Origin of the sequence: Pseudomonas syringae group sp. J254-4 (genome assembly GCF_032586855.1) — a bacterium.
Classification (GTDB): domain Bacteria; phylum Pseudomonadota; class Gammaproteobacteria; order Pseudomonadales; family Pseudomonadaceae; genus Aquipseudomonas; species Aquipseudomonas amygdali.
In genome coordinates this window covers 148,689-169,573 of the sequence record NZ_JAWHOO010000006.1, presented here as the reverse complement: position 1 = coordinate 169,573, position 20,885 = coordinate 148,689, and the positions used below count along the sequence as shown (strand labels likewise).

Annotated in this window: 22 protein-coding genes; 6 read left to right on the top strand and 16 right to left on the bottom strand. The window is 59.0% G+C overall.

Going from position 1 to position 20,885, the window contains the following annotated elements:
* Window positions 1–18: 18 nt before the first annotated feature.
* Complete coding sequence (gene osmE, locus RYB09_RS10135; RefSeq protein ID WP_002555413.1) at window positions 19–357, bottom strand: osmotically-inducible lipoprotein OsmE; 339 nt, start codon at window positions 355–357, stop codon at window positions 19–21.
* 282 nt (window positions 358–639) lie between these two features.
* Here osmE and RYB09_RS10130 point away from each other — a divergent pair, with 282 nt between their 5' ends.
* On the top strand, window positions 640–873 hold the full coding sequence (locus tag RYB09_RS10130) for a hypothetical protein (RefSeq protein WP_002555412.1): 234 nt from the start codon (window positions 640–642) through the stop codon (window positions 871–873).
* Here the strand turns inward: RYB09_RS10130 and RYB09_RS10125 are convergent.
* The gene (locus RYB09_RS10125) at window positions 870–1,751 is read right to left on the bottom strand and encodes a DMT family transporter (protein ID WP_058402651.1); all 882 of its coding nucleotides are present in this window, start codon (window positions 1,749–1,751) and stop codon (window positions 870–872) included. The two genes, RYB09_RS10130 and RYB09_RS10125, sit on opposite strands and share 4 nt — an antisense overlap.
* A 152-nt stretch (window positions 1,752–1,903) precedes the next feature.
* Between RYB09_RS10125 and RYB09_RS10120 the strand changes: the two genes are divergently transcribed.
* Both RYB09_RS10120 and RYB09_RS10115 read left to right on the top strand, forming a co-directional pair.
* Entirely contained in the window at window positions 1,904–2,194 is a 291-nt protein-coding gene (locus RYB09_RS10120) for a PsiF family protein (RefSeq protein ID WP_316888194.1), read from the top strand.
* Window positions 2,195–2,382: 188 nt separating this feature from the next.
* A complete protein-coding gene (locus RYB09_RS10115) occupies window positions 2,383–3,393 on the top strand; it encodes an AI-2E family transporter (protein WP_002555409.1) in 1,011 nt (336 codons plus the stop codon).
* A 139-nt stretch (window positions 3,394–3,532) separates the two neighbouring features.
* On the opposite strand, the gene RYB09_RS10110 is transcribed toward RYB09_RS10115, so the two are convergent.
* On the bottom strand, window positions 3,533–4,798 hold the full coding sequence (locus RYB09_RS10110) for an Hsp70 family protein (protein ID WP_316888192.1): 1,266 nt from the start codon (window positions 4,796–4,798) through the stop codon (window positions 3,533–3,535).
* A gap of 326 nt (window positions 4,799–5,124) precedes the next feature.
* Between RYB09_RS10110 and cbpA the strand changes: the two genes are divergently transcribed.
* Entirely contained in the window at window positions 5,125–6,069 is a 945-nt protein-coding gene (gene cbpA, locus RYB09_RS10105) for a curved DNA-binding protein (RefSeq protein ID WP_002555407.1), read from the top strand.
* A gap of 34 nt (window positions 6,070–6,103) precedes the next feature.
* Here cbpA and RYB09_RS10100 read toward each other — a convergent pair whose 3' ends face one another.
* Window positions 6,104–7,234, bottom strand: a complete 1,131-nt coding sequence (locus tag RYB09_RS10100) for a HAMP domain-containing sensor histidine kinase (RefSeq protein ID WP_316888191.1) — start codon at window positions 7,232–7,234, stop codon at window positions 6,104–6,106.
* Window positions 7,235–7,394: 160 nt separating this feature from the next.
* Between RYB09_RS10100 and RYB09_RS10095 the strand changes: the two genes are divergently transcribed.
* Together RYB09_RS10095 and RYB09_RS10090 are read left to right on the top strand one after the other, a co-directional pair.
* Window positions 7,395–7,778 (top strand): thioredoxin family protein, encoded by a 384-nt coding sequence (locus RYB09_RS10095; protein ID WP_316888189.1) that lies wholly within the window; start codon window positions 7,395–7,397, stop codon window positions 7,776–7,778.
* A 13-nt stretch (window positions 7,779–7,791) separates the two neighbouring features.
* The gene (locus tag RYB09_RS10090) at window positions 7,792–8,046 is read left to right on the top strand and encodes a hypothetical protein (protein WP_058402648.1); all 255 of its coding nucleotides are present in this window, start codon (window positions 7,792–7,794) and stop codon (window positions 8,044–8,046) included.
* Between the two features lie 68 nt (window positions 8,047–8,114).
* On the opposite strand, the gene ureC is transcribed toward RYB09_RS10090, so the two are convergent.
* The 12 genes from ureC to RYB09_RS10030 form a co-directional block, all read right to left on the bottom strand.
* On the bottom strand, window positions 8,115–9,815 hold the full coding sequence (gene ureC, locus RYB09_RS10085) for an urease subunit alpha (protein WP_058408647.1): 1,701 nt from the start codon (window positions 9,813–9,815) through the stop codon (window positions 8,115–8,117).
* Window positions 9,816–9,950: 135 nt separating this feature from the next.
* On the bottom strand, window positions 9,951–10,259 hold the full coding sequence (locus tag RYB09_RS10080) for an urease subunit beta (protein WP_122259635.1): 309 nt from the start codon (window positions 10,257–10,259) through the stop codon (window positions 9,951–9,953).
* Window positions 10,256–10,789: a tabtoxinine-beta-lactam acetyltransferase Ttr gene (ttr, locus tag RYB09_RS10075; RefSeq protein ID WP_058408648.1), complete on the bottom strand. Its 534-nt coding sequence runs from the start codon at window positions 10,787–10,789 to the stop codon at window positions 10,256–10,258. Before ttr ends, RYB09_RS10080 begins: the two co-directional genes overlap by 4 nt.
* A gap of 10 nt (window positions 10,790–10,799) precedes the next feature.
* Window positions 10,800–11,342 carry an N-acetyltransferase family protein gene (locus RYB09_RS10070; RefSeq protein WP_316888184.1) on the bottom strand — a complete coding sequence of 181 codons (543 nt, stop codon included), beginning with the start codon at window positions 11,340–11,342 and terminating at the stop codon, window positions 10,800–10,802.
* A 10-nt stretch (window positions 11,343–11,352) separates the two neighbouring features.
* A complete protein-coding gene (gene ureA, locus RYB09_RS10065) occupies window positions 11,353–11,655 on the bottom strand; it encodes an urease subunit gamma (protein WP_002555400.1) in 303 nt (100 codons plus the stop codon).
* A gap of 302 nt (window positions 11,656–11,957) precedes the next feature.
* Entirely contained in the window at window positions 11,958–12,803 is an 846-nt protein-coding gene (locus RYB09_RS10060; protein WP_122259638.1) for an urease accessory protein UreD, read from the bottom strand.
* A 52-nt stretch (window positions 12,804–12,855) separates the two neighbouring features.
* Window positions 12,856–13,554, bottom strand: coding sequence for an urea ABC transporter ATP-binding subunit UrtE (gene urtE / locus RYB09_RS10055; RefSeq protein WP_003368879.1), 699 nt, complete (start codon window positions 13,552–13,554; stop codon window positions 12,856–12,858).
* A 96-nt stretch (window positions 13,555–13,650) separates the two neighbouring features.
* Window positions 13,651–14,511 (bottom strand): urea ABC transporter ATP-binding protein UrtD, encoded by an 861-nt coding sequence (urtD, locus tag RYB09_RS10050; RefSeq protein ID WP_058402643.1) that lies wholly within the window; start codon window positions 14,509–14,511, stop codon window positions 13,651–13,653.
* Complete coding sequence (urtC, locus tag RYB09_RS10045) at window positions 14,508–15,587, bottom strand: urea ABC transporter permease subunit UrtC (RefSeq protein ID WP_058402642.1); 1,080 nt, start codon at window positions 15,585–15,587, stop codon at window positions 14,508–14,510. Before urtC ends, urtD begins: the two co-directional genes overlap by 4 nt.
* Window positions 15,587–17,176: an urea ABC transporter permease subunit UrtB gene (urtB, locus tag RYB09_RS10040; RefSeq protein WP_058402641.1), complete on the bottom strand. Its 1,590-nt coding sequence runs from the start codon at window positions 17,174–17,176 to the stop codon at window positions 15,587–15,589. Before urtB ends, urtC begins: the two co-directional genes overlap by 1 nt.
* Before the next feature lie 209 nt (window positions 17,177–17,385).
* Window positions 17,386–18,651: an urea ABC transporter substrate-binding protein gene (gene urtA, locus RYB09_RS10035; RefSeq protein ID WP_002555394.1), complete on the bottom strand. Its 1,266-nt coding sequence runs from the start codon at window positions 18,649–18,651 to the stop codon at window positions 17,386–17,388.
* A 741-nt stretch (window positions 18,652–19,392) separates the two neighbouring features.
* Window positions 19,393–20,766 carry a PepSY-associated TM helix domain-containing protein gene (locus RYB09_RS10030; RefSeq protein WP_058402701.1) on the bottom strand — a complete coding sequence of 458 codons (1,374 nt, stop codon included), beginning with the start codon at window positions 20,764–20,766 and terminating at the stop codon, window positions 19,393–19,395.
* Window positions 20,767–20,885: the final 119 nt, after the last annotated feature.

The following is a 20,885-nucleotide window of genomic DNA, read 5'->3' as shown; positions in this document are numbered from 1 at the left end:
GTCTGTAAGTTATTTCCGTTACATCGCTTTTTCGTTCTTCTCGCGTTGTTCGCAGGTCATGAAACCTTTGTTGGTGACACGGCCGTCGCTGTTGAAGCTGACGTGGTAAACCTGTTTGTGGCCATCTTTGGCTAGAACGTAATTGTTGCAGGTGCCTGGGTTGACCTTACGCTCGATAGTGCTCGACGGCTCGCCGCCGATGGTCAGGACCTGCTGGCGTGTCATGCCGTTTTCAACCTGCTTGACCAGCGGTTCGTTGCGATAAGTGACGTAATCCACCGGGTTCTGCACGGTTGTGTTGCTGCAGCCGGCCATCGTCGCCAATACAAAAGTCGCCGCGAAGATTTTCTTGTACATCGTTATTGCTCCACATGTCAGAGCCGGTCTTGGCCCGGTAGCACTTTGAGCAGGAAACCGGGGTAAGAGTTCGAAAAAAAAGATGGCGATACGGCAGTATCTCTTGCGACAAGATCCATGACCGCGAGGTGGCCCTTTGAATATTCGCCAGCACGTTCCCGAAACCGCGAGGTCAATCTGATGGCACGGTCGGACATTAGGGTCCGGCCCTGGGCTCGGTCATCGGTTGTCGGACCGTAGTTCGTTAATCAGCCGCTCCTCTGTGACGGCCAGGAAGATGCGATGAGCGATAAAGAACTGTATGAAATCGAGTACACCTTGCTGGGCGAGCACCACGTAGACGTCATCGAGAATCTGGATGTGCCCATCATCGAAGTGGTACACGAGCTGGCGCTCAAGCACCATGTAGAGCTGGACGATCTTTCAGTCGGTGAAGCCGGCATGGCTCACGCCGCCGGAATCACCGATGTGTCGATTCATAGTGTGGAGGGCAGCGAAGGCAGCGCGACGGCCTAACTCGCCTTTGACCGCAGCGGAGTCGTCCAGCGTTCTGCAAGGATGACGCCGCACAGGGTCAGCGCTCCGCCGAACAGGTGATAGATCGCAAGTTGTTCGCCCAGCGTCGCCGCGGCAATCAATGCCGTGGCGATCGGCATCAGGTTGAAGAACAGCGTTGTGCGGCTGGGCCCCAGGCGCATTATCGAGGTCATCCACAACCATGGCGCAAGCATGGAAGTCGGAATGGCTGCGTACAGCACCATCGGAATGTTGCTGGCATTCAAGCCGGTTTTTGCCGACAGGATAAATGGCGGCAGCAACACGATAAGCGCCAGTAGAATCTGCACGTAAAGCAATTGCAGGGGCGGCAGGCACAACTGCCACTTCTTCAATAGCGTGCTGTAGACCGCATACGACGCAGCGGCCACCAGCACCATCACATCGCCCCGATTGACGCCATGCTCGATCAGCTCCGCGGGATTGCCCGCCGACACTACGACTACCACTCCCACAAACGACAGCACAGCGCCCAGCAGCGCGCCACAGGTCAGGCGATTGCCCAGGCAGGCTATCGACAGCCCCAGCGCCATCATGGGCACCAGCGACTGAATGATCCCCATGTTGGTGGCGGTCGTCAGGCTTGCTGCGAAATACGCCAGGCTTTGGTACATCGCTGTACCGAGCACGGCAAGAATGAAAATTTTGCCCAGCACCGGTTTGATTGCAGCGCGATTTGCCCAGACAGGCCTGAGCATGAAGGGCGTGAACAGCAAGCCGGCCAGCGCCCAGCGATAAAAGCCTATTTCAGCCGGAAAGATCACTCCGGCAGACGCCTTGGTGACGGCCGTATTGATCGCCCAGATAAGGACGGTAATCAGTGGAAAAGCATATTGCATGAGGGAATCATCGTTAAAGCGAGGCGTAATTATCCGCCTGTTGTTCGAGAATGCCAGCAGCGATGCTGTTTGCCCCGTCATGTGTCGCAACATCTGACTACACTTAATCTCAGCCTGCGCCGTCCGGTGCAGTGGTTCTGGAGAGTGGATCGATGAAGAAGCTCGGTATTCCTTTGTTGCTCGTTGGCTTGATGCTGTCTGCCCAGGGTTTCGCGGCGACTGCGCAGCAGAACAAAATGACCACCTGTAATGCCGACGCCAGCGCCAAATCGCTGAAGGGCGACGAGCGCAAGGCATTCATGAGCACTTGCCTGAAAGCGGCACCAGCGCCGGCAGCTACCCAGCACGACAAGATGAAGACCTGCAATGCGACTGCCAGCACTCAGGCACTCAAGGGCGATGCTCGCAAGAGTTTCATGAGTGATTGTCTCAAGAAGAAATAATTTTCCGGCCATACCCATCGTTACGGAGCAGGCGCGCGGGTGCAGTAAACACTGCACTTTGGCGCCGTTATCGAGCCGATCATCGGGCAGATGATTGCGCCGCACTTTTTCCGGCTTTCGGATCACTGGTTCTCGACTAAGAAGGCTGGCAGACTGCCCACCTTCCTTGTGTTGCCCGTTGAGGGTCTATGCCAACGTTTTCTGCGCGTCAGGTGTTAATAGCCAGCTGGATTCTTGTATTTGGCGGTCTGTTATTGGTGTTGCCATTCAAGTTGCTGCCCAGCCTGCTGGCCGGACTGTTGGTGTTCGAACTGGTCAACATGCTGACCCCCAAGTTGCAGCGCCTCATCTCCGGCGAACGCGCCCGCTGGCTGGCGGTAGCGCTACTGGGTACTGTGGTGGTCAGCCTGCTGACACTGATTTTTGCCGGTGTGATCAGCTTTGTGCTGCACGAAGCCGAAAACCCCGGGGCCTCGCTGGACAAGTTCATGACCCTGGTGGATCGCGCGCGGGGTCAGCTACCGCCGTTCATTGATGCCTATCTGCCTGCCAGTGCGGCGGAGTTTCAGGTCTCCCTTGGGCAGTGGCTGCAGAAGCACGTCGGCGAGTTGCAGCTGATCGGCAAGGGCGCGGCACACATGTTCGTCACCATGCTGATCGGCATGGTGCTGGGCGCGATCATCGCCTTGCAGCGTATTTCCGACGTGCATGCGCGCAAGCCGCTGGCTGCCGCACTGTTCGATCGTCTGTATCTGGTCAGCCGGGCTTTTCGCAACATCGTTTTCGCCCAGATCAAGATTTCCCTGCTCAACACTGCGTTTACTTCGGTATTCCTGGCCATTGTCCTGCCGTTGTGCGGTATTCACCTGCCGCTGACCAAGACCCTGATCATCATGACGTTCCTGCTCGGCCTGTTGCCGGTGGTGGGCAACCTGATGTCGAACACGCTGATTTTCATTGTCGGCATGTCGATCTCGATCTGGGTAGCGCTGGCTGCGCTGGGTTACCTGATCGTGATTCACAAGGTCGAGTATTTCCTCAATGCACGCATCGTCGGCGGGCAAATCAATGCCAAGTCGTGGGAGTTGCTGCTGGCGATGCTGCTGTTCGAAGCCGCATTCGGCCTGCCGGGTGTGGTGGCAGGGCCGATTTACTATGCGTACCTGAAGAGCGAGTTGCAGAAGGAAGGGTTGGTCTAGGGCGCGTGGATATCTGACTGGCTAGAGTCTGCGGTGCGGCTGGAATCTGTGACGCAGAGCGTCACGAACGGCATTCCCACGCTGGAGCGTGAGGAACGATAGTTCTTTAACTACCGTGCCTGCGCTCCGAGTCATACCACTAGCCGTAGCGCTTCTTCGCTTCAATCGCCAGGCCGCTGCCGATGCTGCCGAAGATGTTGCCTTCGACGTGGCGCGCGTTGCGCAGCATGGCCGAGACGCTGTTGCGCAGGGCAGGGATGCCGCTCGAGCCACCCGTGAAGAACACCGTGTTGACCTGTTCGACACTCACGCCCGCGTCGCTCAGCAATTTCGTCACGCTGTTGCGCACACGCTCAAGCTGAGCGTCGATTGCCGCCTCGAACATCACCCGGCTCAGGTCCACACTCAATCCTGCTTCCACCCGGTCCATTGGCAGATGGCGGTTTTCAGCGTGGGTCAGCTGGATCTTGGTTTCTTCCACTTCCATGGCCAGCCAGTGCCCGGCGCGCTGTTCGATCAGCTTGAACAGGCGGTCGATGCCCCCGGTGTCTTCGATGTCGTAACGCATGCTGCCCAGCGCCAGCTGCGACTTTTGCGAGTACACCGCATTGATGGTGTGCCAGGTCGCCAGGTTCATGTGGTGGCTGGTCGGCATGTAGGCGCCGCTTTTCATGCGGCTGCCGTAACCGAACAGCGGCATTACGCCTTGCAGGCTCAACTGCTTGTCGAAGTCGGTGCCGCCAATGTGCACGCCGCCCGTGGCAAGAATGTCTTGTTGACGGTCATCGTGTTGGCGTCGCTCAGGTGACAGGCGCACTAGCGAGAAGTCCGATGTACCGCCGCCGATGTCGACAATCAGTACCAGCTCTTCGTCTTTGATGGTGGACTCGTAGTCGAATGCCGCAGCAATAGGTTCGAACTGGAACGACACGTCCTTGAAGCCGATCTTGCGGGCCACTTCGGCCAGAGTGTCTTCGGCTTCCTGATCGGCCTGTGCATCGTCATCGACGAAATGCACCGGGCGGCCCAGTACCACTTGCTCGAACTCGCGTCCGGCCGTGTGCTCGGCGCGTTTTTTCAGCTCGCCGATAAACAGCGCCAGCAAATCCTTGAACGGCATCGCCGTGCCCAGCACGCTGGTGTCATGCTTGATCAGCTTTGAGCCCAGCAGGCTCTTGAGCGAGCGCATCAGGCGGCCTTCATAACCTTCCAGATACTCGTGCAGCGCCAAACGGCCATACACCGGGCGGCGTTCCTCCATATTGAAGAACACCACCGACGGTAGAGTAATCTTGTCGTCCTCCAGCGCGATCAACGATTCCACGCCGGGTCGTTGCCAGCCGACGGTGGAGTTGGACGTGCCGAAATCGATGCCGCAGGCACGGGCCGGGGATTGGTCATTCATGTCTTTTACGTTCCAGTCAAAAAACGGCCGCGCAGTTTATGTCAGCGCGCGCCAATTGCGTAGCGCGACACGTCGCTTATATTTACCTGACTGTATTTACCGTCAAGGCTTGAACTGAAGCCCGTTACCCCCAATCTTGAAGGGATTCTCGGTAGACCTGGCTGTCGAACACGATGTTGTCGAGCTATCGACCCGTCTGCAAAGACGGCCGGCTATCTATAAATTTTCGACGTTAGGTAATCCAGATACCTCGTGAACAGAGGGAGCTGGGCGCGTGACGCCAGCGTATCTGGCTTTGCCGGATAATTCGGATGGGTGATCGTTACATGGATTTCAAAGACTACTACAAGATACTTGACGTTGAGCCGACTGCGGACGACAAGGCGATCAAAACCGCCTATCGCAAACTGGCGCGCAAGTATCACCCTGACGTCAGCAAGGAAGCAGGCGCCGAAGACAAGTTCAAGGAAGCGTCCGAAGCCTACGAAGTGCTCAGCAGCCCTGACAAGCGCGCCGAGTACGATGAACTGCGCAAGTACGGTCGGCAGGGGCGTCCGTTCCAGACCCCGCCAGGCTGGCAAAGCCGGGCTGGCGCAGGCGCTGGCGGATTCGAGGAAACGGCAGACTTTTCAGAGTTTTTCAGCTCCATTTTCGGTGGTCGGCCACAGCAGGGCGGCCGTACCCGCAACCCGGGGCGTACTGGGCAGGACGTAGAGATGGAGCTGGCAGTCTTCCTTGAGGAGACCTTGTCGGGTGAATCCAAGCAGGTCAGTTTCAAGGTGCCTCAGCACAGCCCCAACGGGCAGCGCATGAGCGATATTACCAAGACCCTGAATGTGAAGATTCCAGCGGGCGTCGTTGACGGCGAGCGCATTCGTCTCAAGGGCCAGGGCGCGCCTGGAGTGGGCGGGGGTGCCAATGGCGATCTGTACCTGATCATTCGCCTTGCACCGCACCCTCTGTTCGAGGTCGAGGGCCATGATCTGGTCATCACCGTTCCACTAGCACCCTGGGAAGCAGTGCTGGGCACCAAGGTGGCGGTACCGACGCTGAACAGCAGGATCAACCTGACCATCCGCCCGGACAGTCAGAACGGTCAGCGCCTGCGGATCAAGGGTAACGGCCTGATGAACAAGAGCGGCGAGCGGGGCGACCTTTACGCCCAGCTGAAAATCGTTGTGCCCAAGCACACCGACGAGGCAACCCGGGCACTGTGGCAGAAACTGGCAGACAGCTCCTCGTTTGATCCCCGGGCGCAGTGGAAGGGTTGAGCTGACTGCGTGGCTGCGCGATCAACCGCCTGAGTCAGGTTCTGGGCAGTACCACAGTAAACGTGGTGCCTTCGTTTATGGTCGAGGTGACGGTGATGCTGCCGCTGTGGGCGTTGACCACTTCCTTGACGATAAACAGGCCCAGCCCGAGGCTGGTAGTGGTGTTGCGCGTGTCGCTGTCCTCATGGGTGCTGCGCACCAGCGGGTCGAAGATGGTACCTATTGCGTCTTCGGCAATCGGCTTGCCTTCGTTATGCACAATCAGCTCGACAGTGTTCTGATTGCCGCTGATCCTGAGCCTGATCTCGTGGGCGGCCGCGCCATGCTGCATGGCGTTGCCGATCAGGTTCTGCAGCAGTTGGCCCATCCGCGCGGCGTCCCAGTTGCCCTTTGTGTCGCCCTCGACTTCCAGAACCGGAACAGCGCCGGGATGTCCGGCGCAGGCTTCCTCGATGGCTTCGCGACAGGCATGCGCCAGGTCCATGTACTTACGCTCCACCGGCAGGCCCGCGCCCAGACGGCTGCGCACAAACTCAAGCAGATCGCTGACCATCGCGCCCATGTGACGAGTGCTCATCTGAATGCGCGAGATATATGAATGGGTTTTCTCATCCTGCGCTATTTTGCGCGCCAGCAACTCGGCGGACATGCTGACGGCCTGAAGCGGCGCGCGCAGGTCATGACCCAGAATGGCGAGGAAGATGTCCCGCGAGCGGCCTACCCGTTCGGCATAGGCGGCAGTGGACTCGGCAAGTGCTTCGTCAATGGCCTCGTTGAAACGAATCACGTCCTGAAAATCTGCCAGCTGTGGTGCTGCAAGGCTTTCTACCCATAAACGGATAACGCTGGCGCGCAGGTGGCGGAATTCCGAAGTCATCTGCACCAGATCAAAGCCGACCTCATGGCGCAACTCGCCGTGGCTGCTGGCGGCCTCGTCCAGGCTTGGCGTCTTGTTAAGCTCCTCGCCTCTGGCCTTGGCAATCTCCTCGATTTTGCTCTGCGCGGTTTTCATGTCCCGTGCAGCTGCGAGCAGAATCGATTTGGCGTGATCGCGCAGCTCCAGCTTGCTCATCGAGTCGGCGGCAGGTTTCAGAGTCCTGGCGAAGTCTTCCCATTCATCGACAATGCGATCCACATGAACAACGATGAACTCGGAAAGGCGCATGGCCGACTACCTTGTTGGAGGAGCGTGACGGAAGATGGGCGCATATTACCTCCTTTGCATGACGCGACAAACAGGGCGTTCACTGTCATTTCTGTCAGTAGACGCCCTTTTTTTGCAGGCCTATGTTCAATCAGCGATTAATTGAATGAGGGGCCTGAACATGAGTGTCATCACTGCTACCGATTCAACCTTCCAGAAAGAGGTTGTCGATGCCAGCTGCCACAGGCTTGTGGCGGTGGAGTTCTCGACGAAAGGGAAAGTCAGTAAACGAGGTGATCAAAACGCCAGCGCCAGAATGGATGCCATTTTTGATGCGCTGGAAGAGAAATACGCCGAAAAGGTAAGCCTGATCAGAGTAGAGATCGAGCTGGATTCGGATCTCAAAGACTCTTTGAACCCCGTGACTTCGAACGAGTACGAGATAAATCACGGTCCGACGATGTTTTTTTTCAAGGATGGCAAAAGAGTACGGGAAGACCTTGTAGGGCAGCAAACCAGGGAGCGGATGGTGCAAGTGCTGGATGAGTTGCTACTCACCTCATAACCGGAGATTCAACATGTTGAAGACAGAGTTTGCAGCGTTCGTCGAAGAGCAGATCGCGCTGGCGGGGGAGATACTGGCAGATGCAAAAGTAAGCAAACGGGACTATATGGCTGGAGGCAAACTCAGCGTATTTCTTGCTCTGCATCGGGTGTTGCAGGGTAAATCGACTGAACAGGATCTGGGCATGCTCGACGCCATCAACGACTCGCTGCAGTCGTTGCAGATACTGAACTCTAAAGAGACATTCCTGGGGCGTCTTGAGCCTTAGGGCTTTAATCCAGTTTGTACGTCGAGCAGCAGGGGCTCAACAAGAGCCCCCCACTTTCGAGCGCTTTGCTAGAACAGAAAATACCGCTGTGCCATCGGCAGCACATCGGCCGGTTCGCACCACAGCAGCACGCCGTCGGCCTTGACCTGATAGGTCTGTGGGTCGACTTCGATGTCCGGCAGGTAGTCGTTGTGGATCAGGTCTTTCTTCTGCACGGTGCGACAACCTTTGACCACACCGATCTGCTTCTTCAGGCCCAGTGACGCCGGTACGCCTGCGTCGAATGCTGCCTGGCTGATAAAGGTCATGCTGGTGGCATGCAGCGAGCTGCCGTAGCTGGCGAACATCGGGCGGTAGTGAACCGGTTGCGGGGTCGGGATCGAAGCGTTGGCGTCGCCCATCAGGCTGGCGGCAATGGCGCCGCCCTTGAGAATCAGGGTCGGTTTGACACCGAAGAACGCCGGACGCCACAGCACCAGGTCCGCCCACTTGCCGACTTCGACGGAGCCCACTTCATGGCTGATGCCATGGGTGATCGCCGGGTTGATGGTGTATTTGGCGATGTAGCGCTTGGCGCGGAAGTTGTCGTTGCCGGGACCGTCCTGCGGCAGGGGGCCGCGTTGTTTCTTCATCTTGTCGGCGGTTTGCCAGGTGCGCATGATCACTTCGCCAACCCTGCCCATGGCCTGGCTGTCGGAACTGAGCATCGAAAAGGCGCCCAGGTCGTGAAGAATGTCCTCGGCGGCGATGGTTTCGCGGCGGATGCGGCTTTCCGCGAAGGCCACGTCTTCGGCGATGCTCGGGTCCAGGTGGTGGCAGACCATGAGCATGTCCAGGTGTTCGTCGATGGTGTTACGGGTGAAGGGCCGGGTCGGGTTGGTCGAGCTGGGCAGCACATTCGGTGAACCACAGGCCTTGATGATATCCGGCGCGTGGCCGCCACCTGCGCCTTCAGTGTGGTAGGTGTGGATGGTGCGGTTCTTGAATGCGGCGAGGGTGGTTTCGACGAAACCTGACTCATTCAGCGTGTCGCTGTGAATCGCGACCTGCACGTCGTATTCATCGGCAACGCTCAGGCAGTTGTCGATGGCCGCAGGCGTGGTGCCCCAGTCCTCGTGCAGCTTCAGACCGATAGCGCCCGCCTTGACCTGCTCGATCAGCGGACCGGGCAGGCTGACGTTGCCCTTGCCGGTGAAGCCGATGTTCATCGGAAACGAATCCGAAGCCTGGAGCATGCGCGCCATGTGCCAAGGACCGGGCGTGACTGTGGTGGCGTTGGTGCCAGTGGCAGGGCCGGTGCCGCCGCCGATCATCGTGGTCACGCCGCTCATCAGCGCTTCTTCGATCTGCTGTGGGCAGATGAAGTGGATGTGCGTGTCGACGCCGCCAGCGGTGAGGATCATGCCTTCACCGGCAATGACTTCGGTGGCCGCGCCGACCGCAATGGTCACGTCTGGCTGGATGTCCGGGTTCCCGGCCTTGCCGATGGCTGCGATGCGCCCATTCTTGATGCCGACATCCGCTTTGACGATGCCCCAATGGTCGATGATCAGGGCGTTGGTGATCAGCGTGTCGACCACGTCAGCGGCCATCAATTGGCCCTGGCCCATGCCGTCACGGATGACCTTGCCACCGCCGAATTTCACTTCTTCGCCATAGGTGGTGAAGTCCTTTTCGACCTCGATCCACAGCTCGGTATCCGCCAGCCGAACCTTGTCGCCAACGGTGGGGCCGAACATGTCGGCGTAGGCTTGTCTGGAAATCTTCATGGTGATTCCTTATGCATCGTTGTACGCAAACCTGACTGATTCTCGTGCCAATGCTCCGCGTTGGCATGCATCCGGCGACGCCCTGCGTCACCAACTGCATTCCCACGGAGCGTCGGAACGATATTCAAAAAGGCTTCAATCCAGATTGCCCATTACCCGTCCGGCAAAGCCGTACACCTTGCGCAATCCGGCCAGGTCCACAAGCTCGACTTCACGGGACTGGCCCGGTTCGAAGCGCACTGCGGTGCCGGCGGGAATATTCAGGCGCATGCCTCGGCTGGCGGCGCGATCGAAGGTCAGTGCGTCATTGGTTTCGAAAAAGTGGAAATGCGAGCCCACCTGAATCGGCCGGTCGCCGCTGTTGGCGACGGTCAGGCTGAGGGTGCGGCGTCCGGCGTTGAGTTCGATATCGCCGGGCTGGATCTGGTATTGACCAGGGATCATGTCGGTTGCCCCAAGGTTTTGAAATAAATGGCGGTCGGGTGAAGTCGACCGTCCGGTGTGGCGCAGTAGCCTGGCAGTTCGCCGACGCGGGTGTAGGCCAGCGCGCTATAGAACGCTTCAGCCACCGAGCCCGCCTCGGTGTCCAGGTGCAGCAACCCGCGCTTGTGTTTCACTGCAACCTGCTCGACTTCGTCCATCAGTTGCCTGCCCAGACCACGACCTCTGGCGCTGGGCAGCACCATCAGTTTCTGCACTTCGGCGCGGTTCAGGCCATTGGGCTTCTGGCACAGTGACAACTGCGCGCTGGCCAGCACGTTATCGTCTTCGGCCACCACCCACAGCAGCAGACTGCTCGCGGCGATATCGGCCTTCAGGCCATCGCACCAGGCGTACGCTTGCGGCATATCCAGATCAGCCATGAACCCCACCGATGCGCCGCCGTGAACCGTTTCGAACAGCAACTGCGCCAGGCCATGGCGATAATGGGCGAAGCTTTCAGCGGTAACACGTCGCAGTTGTGCATGGTTCATGGCGTGCTCTCTAGAGGGGCTTGGGTGCTTGTGACGCGGGTGCCGGAACACCGGGCGACAAATCCAGTTGCATGAAGGTCAGGTCCAGCCAGCGGCCGAACTTGGTGCCGACTTGCGGCATTTGTCCGGTGGTCTGAAAGCCAAGGCGTTCATGCAGGGCGATGGAGGCCGCGTTGCCGCTTTCGATGGCGGCTATCATCATGTGCTTGTCGCAGGCTCTGGCCCGTTCGATCAGCGATGCCATCAGTTGCGGCCCCAGCCCCTTGCCGCGCTGGTCTGCGCGAACATAGACCGAATGCTCCACCGTATGGCGAAACCCTTCGAAGGGACGCCAGTCGCCAAACGATGAATAGCCGAGCACTTCGCCTGCGTAATCGACGGCCACCAGAATTGGATACGCCTGACTCTGGCGAGCTGCGTACCAGGCCTGGCGGTTGGCCAGGTCGACCGGTTGTTCATTCCAGATAGCCGTGGTGTTGAGCACTGCGTCGTTGTAGATGGCCAGAATGCCTGGCAGATCGACCGGCAGGGCATCGCGAATCACGTCTTGCATGATCACTCCTTCAGGCAATCGGCTGATGCACGGTGACCAGTTTGGTGCCGTCCGGGAAGGTGGCTTCCACCTGAATCTCCGGGATCATCTCCGCAATGCCCTCCATGACCTGATCGCGGGTCAGCAGGGTCGTGCCGTAGTGCATGAGGTCAGCGACGGTCTGCCCGTCACGCGCGCCTTCCAGCAGTGCCGCAGAGATGTAAGCCATGGCTTCCGGATAATTGAGCTTCACGCCGCGCGCCAGACGCCGTTCGGCAACCAGTCCGGCGGTGAAGATCAGCAGCTTGTCTTTTTCGCGTGGTGTCAGGTCCATGGGGTTTCCGTGTCTTCAAATTCGGTGGTTGATCGTTCCCAGGCTTGAGCCCTCATTGTTATGTATAAGTCTGTTTTGGGTTCTGGCCGAAGGCCGTGGGAGCGAACTTGTTCGCGAAGGGGCCGGTGTAGTCGCCGAAAATGCAGCGCCTAAAACATTGTCTTCGCGAACAAGTTCGCTCCCACGCCCTGCGGGCAGAAGCGCTAAAAGCCCCGATTTTCGGGCTTTTCAGGACTTATGTACCACGCTGAGTGCATCAGCGCCGAGGGTGTAGCCTGGAATGCAGAGCGTCCAGTCATCAATCAGGTGTTCCAGATTCTTGGCGTTACTGCCTCGCGTCCCAGCAGGGCAGGGCGCAGGTATTTCCAGATTTGTATCAGCCAGGCCCTCGCGTGCAATGCTTCGTCTGCCAGGCAGCGAGCCACTACAAGGCCCGGCAATTGGGTCAGATCACCGCGTACCGGGTTGGGCATCGACAGCGAGCGACAGGCCTCAAGCAGATCGCTGCTCACTTCACCGGTCAGTAGCAGGGTGGCGAATACCGTTTTGCCGTCCAGACCGATGGGCGAGTCCAGCAGCCCGTCGCCACCGATGATGCGTTGCCGTTCGTGCCAGAGCAATGTGCCGTCGCGACGGATATCCAGATGCGACTGAAAATGCCCCTGCTCGAAACACTCGCCGCTGGCCGGACGGCCCAGTGCTACTACATCCCAGTAGCATAGCTTCGCGTCACCGTGCAGTTCTATGCGGGTGGTGAGTTCTGCCTGGGCATTGCTGAAGACGATGGTTTCCTGCGGCAGCCATTCCAGTGTCGCGCCGGGGTGGACGTGCAGTTCAAGTTGCTGAAAGGCCGGGCTGGCGGCGCGATACCATTTCGCTGCGCCGGGGCTGGTCAGTTGTGCCCAGGCATCGGCACCGACCGTGGCCGAAATATCCAGCCGGTCTCCCCCGGCGATACCGCCCGGTGGGTGAACGATGATGTGCTGGCACACCTGCGGCCCTTCGGCATACAGATGCTTTTGCACCCGCAGCGGTCCTTTGTGGCGCCGTTGGGTCGGGCGTGTGCAGTCATCGAAACGGCCATAACCCAATTCCAGCTCGGCATGCCAGCTGGGGGTGAAAAGGGCGGTGTTGGCAGGCAGATTCATGGTGTCTTCATTGGCTTGTCGAGTGCGGCACGATAACGGATTGGCGCATTAATTAAATAGTCACCAGACCGCGAACCCCGTCGGTCTCCATGTTCTCGCCACGGCCCTGCTGGACGATTTCTCCCCGCGACATCACCAGGTATTGATCGGCCAGTTCCGCCGCGAAGTCGTAGAACTGCTCGACCAGCAGAATCGCCATGTCGCCGCGCTCGGCCAGTTTTTTGATCACTGCGCCGATCTCCTTGATCACCGAGGGCTGAATACCTTCGGTAGGCTCGTCGAGAATCAGCAAGCGTGGACGACTCGCCAGTGCCCGGCCTATCGCCAATTGCTGCTGCTGACCGCCGGACAGATCGCCGCCACGCCGATGTTTCATCTGCAGCAGCACCGGGAACAGCTCGTAGATAAATGCCGGCACTTCCTTGGCTTCGGAGCCCGGAAAACGTGACAGGCCCATCAACAGGTTTTCCTCGACCGTCAGCCGGCCGAAGATTTCCCGGCCTTGCGGCACGTAAGCAATCCCGGCATGCACCCGCTGATGCGTCTTGAACTGGGTGATGGTCTTGCCTTCCCATTGCACCGAGCCTTCCTTCGACGGCAACAAGCCCATCAGCACACGCAACAGCGTGGTCTTGCCTACGCCATTGCGGCCCAGCAGGCAGGTGACTTCACCGACCTTCACATCAAACGACAGACCACGAAGAATGTGGCTGCCACCGTAATACTGATGAAGCTTTTCGACCTGGAGCATGGTGAATGTTCTCGTCGGTTGCAGCGTAATCGTAATGTTGGGACGCGGGGCGTCTGGACAGGTATTTCCGTGCCGCGCGCCGATCAGTTCGTTGCGTCAGCGCCCTAAATACACTTCGATTACGCGTTCGTCGGCCTGCACGTCGTTCAGCGAGCCTTCGGCCAATACACTGCCCTGATGCAGCACGGTGACGTGGTCGGCAATCGAGCCGACGAAGCCCATGTCATGCTCGACCACCATCAGCGAATGCTTGCCGGCCAGGCCCTTGAACAGCTCGGCGGTAAATTCGGTTTCGGCGTCGGTCATGCCCGCCACCGGCTCGTCGAGCAGCAGCAGTTGCGGGTCCTGAACCAGCAGCATGCCGATCTCCAGAAACTGCTTCTGGCCGTGGGACAGCAAGCCTGCCGGACGGTGCATGGAGGTGGTCAGGCGAATGGTTTCCAGCACTTCGTGTATCCGGTCCTGCTGTTCGCCGCTCAACCGTGCACGCAAACTGGCCCATACCGATTTGTCGGTCTTTTGCGCCAGTTCGAGGTTCTCGAATACGCTCAAGGCTTCGAACACCGTCGGCTTCTGGAATTTTCGGCCAATCCCGGCCTGAGCGATCTGCACTTCGCTCATCTGCGTCAGGTCCAGCGTTTCACCGAACCAGGCCTTGCCGTGGCTGGGGCGGGTCTTGCCGGTGATGACGTCCATCAGCGTGGTCTTGCCAGCGCCGTTGGGACCGATGATGCAACGCAGTTCGCCCACGCCGATGTACAGATTCAGGTCGTTCAGTGCCTTGAAGCCGTCGAAGCTGACGCTGATGTCTTCCAGCGTCAGGATCGTGCCGTGCCGCGTGTTCAGCCCTTTGCCAGCGCTTTTGCCGAGGCCTACCGCATCGCGGCTGGTGCCTGCATCGGAGTTGGGTGCCAGAACCGGTTCAAGCATGAACGACGGGGTAGGAGTGGTTTTCATTGCTCGCTCCTTTTCTTCAGCAAGCCGATCACGCCCTTGGGCAGGTACAGCGTGACGATGATGAACAGCGCGCCGAGAAAGAACAGCCAGTATTCCGGGAAAGCCACGGTGAACCAGCTTTTCATGCCATTCACCAGACCCGCGCCCAACAACGGGCCGATCAACGTGCCACGGCCGCCCAATGCTACCCAAACCGCAGCTTCGATGGAGTTGGTCGGGGACATTTCGCTGGGGTTGATGATGCCGACCTGCGGCACATACAGGGCCCCGGCCAGGCCGCACAGCACGGCGCTCAAGACCCAGACAAACAGCTTGAAGCCGCGCGGATCGTAACCGCAGAACATCAGGCGGTTTTCCGCATCACGCAACGCCGTCAGAACCCGGCCGAACTTGCTCTGCGCCAGACGCCAGCCGATGTACAGGCTGGCAACCAGCAACACGACCGTCGCCAGAAACAGCGTCGCTCTGGTTCCTTGGGAACTGATGCTGAAACCCAGAATGCTGCGAAAGTTGGTAAACCCGTTGTTACCGCCAAAGCCGGTCTCGTTGCGAAAGAACAGCAGCATGCCGGCAAACGTCAGGGCCTGGGTCATGATCGAGAAATACACGCCCTTGATCCGCGAGCGGAAGGCGAAGAAACCAAACACCAGCGCCAGCAACCCCGGCGCCAGGACCACCAGGCACAGCGCCCAGAGGAAATTGTCGGTGCCTGCCCAGTACCACGGCAGTTCGGTCCACGACAGGAAAGTCATGAACGCAGGCAAACCGTCGCCTGCGGCCTCGCGCATCAGGTACATGCCCATGGCATAACCGCCCAGCGCGAAGAACAGGCCGTGGCCCAGCGACAATAGTCCGGCATAGCCCCAGACCAGATCCAGCGCCAGGGCGACAATGGCGTAGCAGAGGATCTTGCCCACCAGGGTCAGGGTGTAGGCCGATACCTGAAAGCTGTTATCGGCAGGCAACAACGACAGCAACGGCAGTGCCAACAGCACAGCCAATATCACAATGCCTGCGGTCAGCGTGCCCTTGGGCCCGACTTTTTGCGCGGCAGTTACCATCAATGGCTGGCTCATCAGTCGATCACCCGTCCTTTCAATGCGAAGAGGCCTTGCGGACGTTTCTGGATAAACAGAATGATCAGCGCCAGGATCAGGATCTTGCCCAATACAGCGCCGATTTGCGGTTCGAGAATCTTGTTGGCGATGCCCAGCCCGAAGGCCGCCATCACGCTACCGGCCAGCTGCCCGACACCACCGAGCACCACCACCAGGAATGAGTCGATGATGTAGCTTTGGCCAAGGTCGGGGCCGACGTTGCCGATCTGGCTCAGGGCGACGCCGCCCAGACCTGCAATACCCGAACCCAGACCGAATGCCATCATGTCGATGCGCCCGGTCGGCACGCCGCAGCAGGCGGCCATGTTGCGGTTCTGGGTCACGGCGCGCACGTTCAACCCCAATCGGGTCTTGTTCAGCAGCAGCCAGGTCAGTACGACCACGAACAGCGCGAAGGCGATGATTACGATGCGGTTGTAGGGCAATACCAGGTTAGGCAACACCTGGATACCGCCAGACAGCCATTGCGGGTTGGCGACTTCAACGTTCTGCGCGCCGAAGGCCAGACGCACGGCCTGAATCAGCATCAGGCTGATGCCCCAGGTGGCGAGCAGGGTTTCCAGTGGGCGGCCATACAAGTGACGAATCACTGTGCGTTCCAGGGCCATGCCGATAGCGGCGGTGACGAAGAACGCCACCGGCAGCGCGATCAGCGGATAGTATTCGATGGCACCTGGCGCGTAGCGCTGCAGCATCAGTTGCACGACATAGGTTGAATAGGCCCCCAGCATCAGCATCTCGCCATGGGCCATGTTGATCACCCCAAGCAGGCCGAAGGTGATCGCCAGGCCCAGTGCCGCCAGCAGCAGGATCGACCCCAGCGACATGCCGCTGAACGCCTGACCGAGGATTTCACCGATCATCAGCTTGCGCTTCACCTGTGCCAGGCTGGTTTCAGCCGCCACGCGTACCGAAGCGTCGGTTTCCACGCCGGGCGCCAGCAATGATTCAAGACGGGTACGCGCCAGCGGGTCACCGGTTTCACCCAGCAGTCGCACGGCAGCCAGACGTACTGTCGGGCTGGAGTCGACCATTTGCAGGTTGGCCAGCGCCAGGGTCAGCGCGCTTTTGACGCTGGAATCGGTTTCGCTGGCGACACGTTCGGTCAGCAGTTCCAGTTGTGCAGGGCGAGCGCTTTTTTGCAATTGCAGGGCTGCTGCCATGCGCAGTTGCGTATCGGCTGCCAGCAACTGGTGGCTGGCCAGCGCTGTTTCAACCAGACCACGCAGCCGGTTGTTCAGGCGCAGTTTGCGCGGTTCGTCAGGGTTTGGGGCGTCGGCTGCTGCGGGGGCTTGTGCATCGACCGGCACGTATTGATCGTTGTTTTCGATCCAGGCGCGCTTGCTGCTGTCGGCGGCAACACGGCCATCGCGCAGAGCTTCAAGCAGTTCGACGCGTTCGGTTGTCGGCTTGGCTGCCCAGCTCTCCAGCAGTTCTGCCTGTTGCGCAGAACTGGCTGCGACAAAATCACTGGCATCGCCGGCCTGAGCTGCGAGGGGCAGCAGCAGGCTGATGGCGAGGATCATACGGTAGAGATAAGAAGGCATATCAATATGGCCTTGATCTGTTGTGGCGTTCCACAAAGCGCTCGTGGCTGTTTGCCCTGACACTGCTCGTTCGTCACGCTCTGCGTGGGATGCCTTTCGTGACGCTCTGCGTCAATCATGCACCGAGCCGCGCGCTCAGGATCGGACGCAGAGCGTCCAGAACTGCGCTCCCACGCTGGAGCGTGGGAGCGATCATCATCAATCGAAGGTCAGTTGCTCTTCACGGGATGATCAGGCTTTTTGTCGTTGCCAGGAATGTAGGGGCTCCATGGCTGGGCGCGGATCGGCTCTTTGGTCTGCCAGACGACGTTGAACTGACCGTTGTCCTCCACTTCGCCAATCATTACCGGCTTGTGCAAGTGGTGGTTGGTTTTGTCCATGGTCAGGGTGAATCCCGACGGTGCTGCGAAGGTTTGTCCGGCCATTGCCTCGCGTACCTTGTCCACGTCAGTGGTTTTGGCTTTCTCGACTGCCTGTGCCCACATGTGAATACCGACGTAAGTAGCTTCCATCGGGTCGTTGGTTACCGCTTTGTCAGCGCCTGGCAGGTTTTTCTTTTTGGCGTAGGCAGTCCAGTCAGCGACGAACTTCTTGTTGACCGGGTTTTCCACCGACTGGAAATAGTTCCAGGCGGCGAGGTGGCCTACCAGTGGTTTGGTGTCGATGCCGCGCAGTTCTTCTTCGCCTACCGAAAACGCTACAACCGGTACGTCGGTGGCTTTCAGGCCCTGGTTGGCCAGTTCCTTGTAGAACGGTACGTTGGAATCGCCGTTCACGGTGGAGATAACCGCTGTCTTGCCACCCGCAGAGAACTTCTTGATGTTGGCCACGATGGTTTGATAGTCGGAGTGACCGAACGGGGTGTAGACCTCTTCGATGTCTTTATCCGCTACACCTTTGGAGTGCAGGAATGCACGCAGAATCTTGTTGGTGGTACGTGGGTAGACATAGTCGGTGCCGAGCAGGAAGAAGCGCTTGGCCGAACCGCCTTCTTCACTCATTACGTACTCGACCGCAGGGATCGCCTGTTGGTTAGGCGCGGCACCGGTGTAGAACACGTTGGGCGACATCTCTTCGCCTTCGTACTGCACAGGGTAGAACAGCAAGCCGTTGAGTTCCTCAAAGACCGGCAGCACCGATTTGCGCGACACCGATGTCCAGCAACCGAAGACCACCGCCACCTTGTCCTGGGTCAGCAACTGGCGGCCTTTTTCGGCGAACAGTGGCCAGTTGGAAGCCGGGTCGACAACCACTGCTTCGAGCATCTTGCCGTTGACGCCGCCTTTGGCGTTGATTTCGTCAATAGTCATCAAGGCCATGTCTTTGAGCGATGTCTCGGAGATCGCCATGGTCCCGGACAACGAATGCAGAATACCGACCTTGATGGTTTCGGCAGCCTGAACGGTCCAGGTCAGCCCCATGGCGGCGATCGATGCGGACAGGGTAAAGGCTTTGATCAGGCTGCGACGCTTCATTGACTAGCTCCCTTGGTTCATTTTTTTGATGGGTCTGCGGCGGTGCATTACGTTGCTCTTTCAGGCTTTAGCAAGGTCTGGGCCAACGTAAGCGCGTCGCAAAACGGAACGAATGTGTCGCGCAGTAAAGGGTATGCGCACCAACCTGGAACAGGGGCAGGAAGAGGGCGTGCGCTATGCGCTGCAATGGTGCGGGCCATGAAATACCAGGATTGTCTCTACTGTCTTTGTGTTCAAACGGCCAAGCGCCTCATACCCAGAACTCCTGTGCTCCGGTGTAAAGATCGTAGGTCTGGTCAACGAGTCGCTCGGGAGCATCGAACCAGACGAACAGCTGGCCGTTGACCCGTGTTGTCGCACCCAGTTGCACGCGACTCGAACTTCAAACGCTCAGCGCTGTTTGCTTCCTGCAAGGATGCAGGCCAGGCAGTTGTCAGGCTGGTCAGTTGTGCTCGGGCATTACGGATGGCTGTTTCAGCACTTTATCCAGTTGCTTGTCGATAAAGCGCGTGAGGTAAGTACGGCTTTCGATATCCGGCTGACTGAAGTGGTCCTTGTAGTCAGGGCTGACGGCGCACCGCTATCGGCCAGCGCAGGTCGGGGAAGGCAGCATTGGCGATCTAATCGGTAGGAAGGTTCGGGTGGCAGGAGCGAATCGAGGCAGGGCGGGACCTGAAACCGGGTATGAGGAGGAATTCATCACAACGCCACTCAATGGTTTCAGGCCCCGCAGCGAGCAATCTAAGCTGTTGCCACTGTTTTGGCAAAGCGTGAAAGCACTATTCGATCAAGCACCCAGACAATCAGCATCGAAATACCCACCAGAGGGAATATGACGCCCAGGGCAATCATGACCACTGTCGCGGTTTTCCAGCGTGGCAGGTCGTGGCGCAATGGCGGTACACCCAGCCCGCTCCGAGGTCGGCGCTTCCACCAGATCACCAGCCCACTGACCGAGCTGAGCAGTACCATCAGGCAGACCAGCAGGATCAGCAACTGATTGATCCAGCCGAAAAATTTGCCTTCATGCAGCATCACGCCCAGCTCGGTGGCCTTGGACACTGCGCTGTAATCGACGTAGCGCACGTCGGCCAGCACCTTGCCGGTGTACTGATCGATATGCAGCGTCGCGTCATCGCGCGGGTCGTCGGCGAACACCGACACGGTGAACACGCCATCAGCTGTTTTAGGCTGGGTGATGCTGTAGCCCGGTACGATCTCTCTGGCGCGTGCAATGTCGACAACTCGCTGCAATGACACGATTGGCGCTGCCGGTGCGCTGGACATATGCATGTGGTCCATGTGCTCGGCGTGCTCGCCGGTTGAAACCGGCATCGGCGTATTTTCCATGGCCCACGGCACGGTCTGCACGCTGGCACTGTTCAACTCGCCAGCCTGCTTGTCGGACTTGGGCACGTTTGTCCACATGGCTGCCGGAAAGGTGTTCCACACCGCCGCGTATTGTTTGCCCCATAGCCCGGTCCAGGTCATGCCGCTCAACAGCATGAACAGCAGCAACAACGCACCCCAGAAACCCGTCACCGCGTGCAGATCACGCCACAGCACGCGCCCCTTGGCGGTCAGGCGTGGCCAGAACACGCCGGCGGCCGAGCGGCCTCGGGGCCACCATAGATAAAGGCCGGAGACCACCAGCACAATCCCCCAGCCAGCCGCCAGCTCGACAAGCCGGTCACCCAGCGTACCGATCATCAGCTCGCCATGCAGTGCGCGAGCAATCGCCTGCAGGTTCTTTTTGGCGTCCTGGGTGCCAAGAATCTCGCCGCGATAGGGGTCAATGAAGACATTCACCTCCCGGCCCTGCTCGCTGATCACAAACTGCGCACTGCCCTCGGCGTTTAACGGCGGGAAATACTTGCCAATGGCTGCCTGTGGGTAAGCACTCTTTACCCGCTGTTGCAGCTCGTCGGCAGTGAGGCGGTGCTCGGCCGGTGCCACGCTGAGCAGGTCGTGGTACATCAGGTTGTCCAGTTGCGGCTTGAACAGGTAAATGATGCCGGTCAGCGATAACAGGATCATGAACGGCGCGACGAACAGCCCTGCATAGAAATGCCATCGCCAGGCAAGGTTGTAAAAAGAGACATCAGGTTTGGACACGTTCAACGCTCCCCAATAGGGATAACACAGCACGAATGGCGCGCCGCCGTGAGGGGGGGGGCGTCGGGGGGTGTTTTTTTTGGGGTATTGCGGGGGGTGGGGGGGGCGTGGGCGGGGTG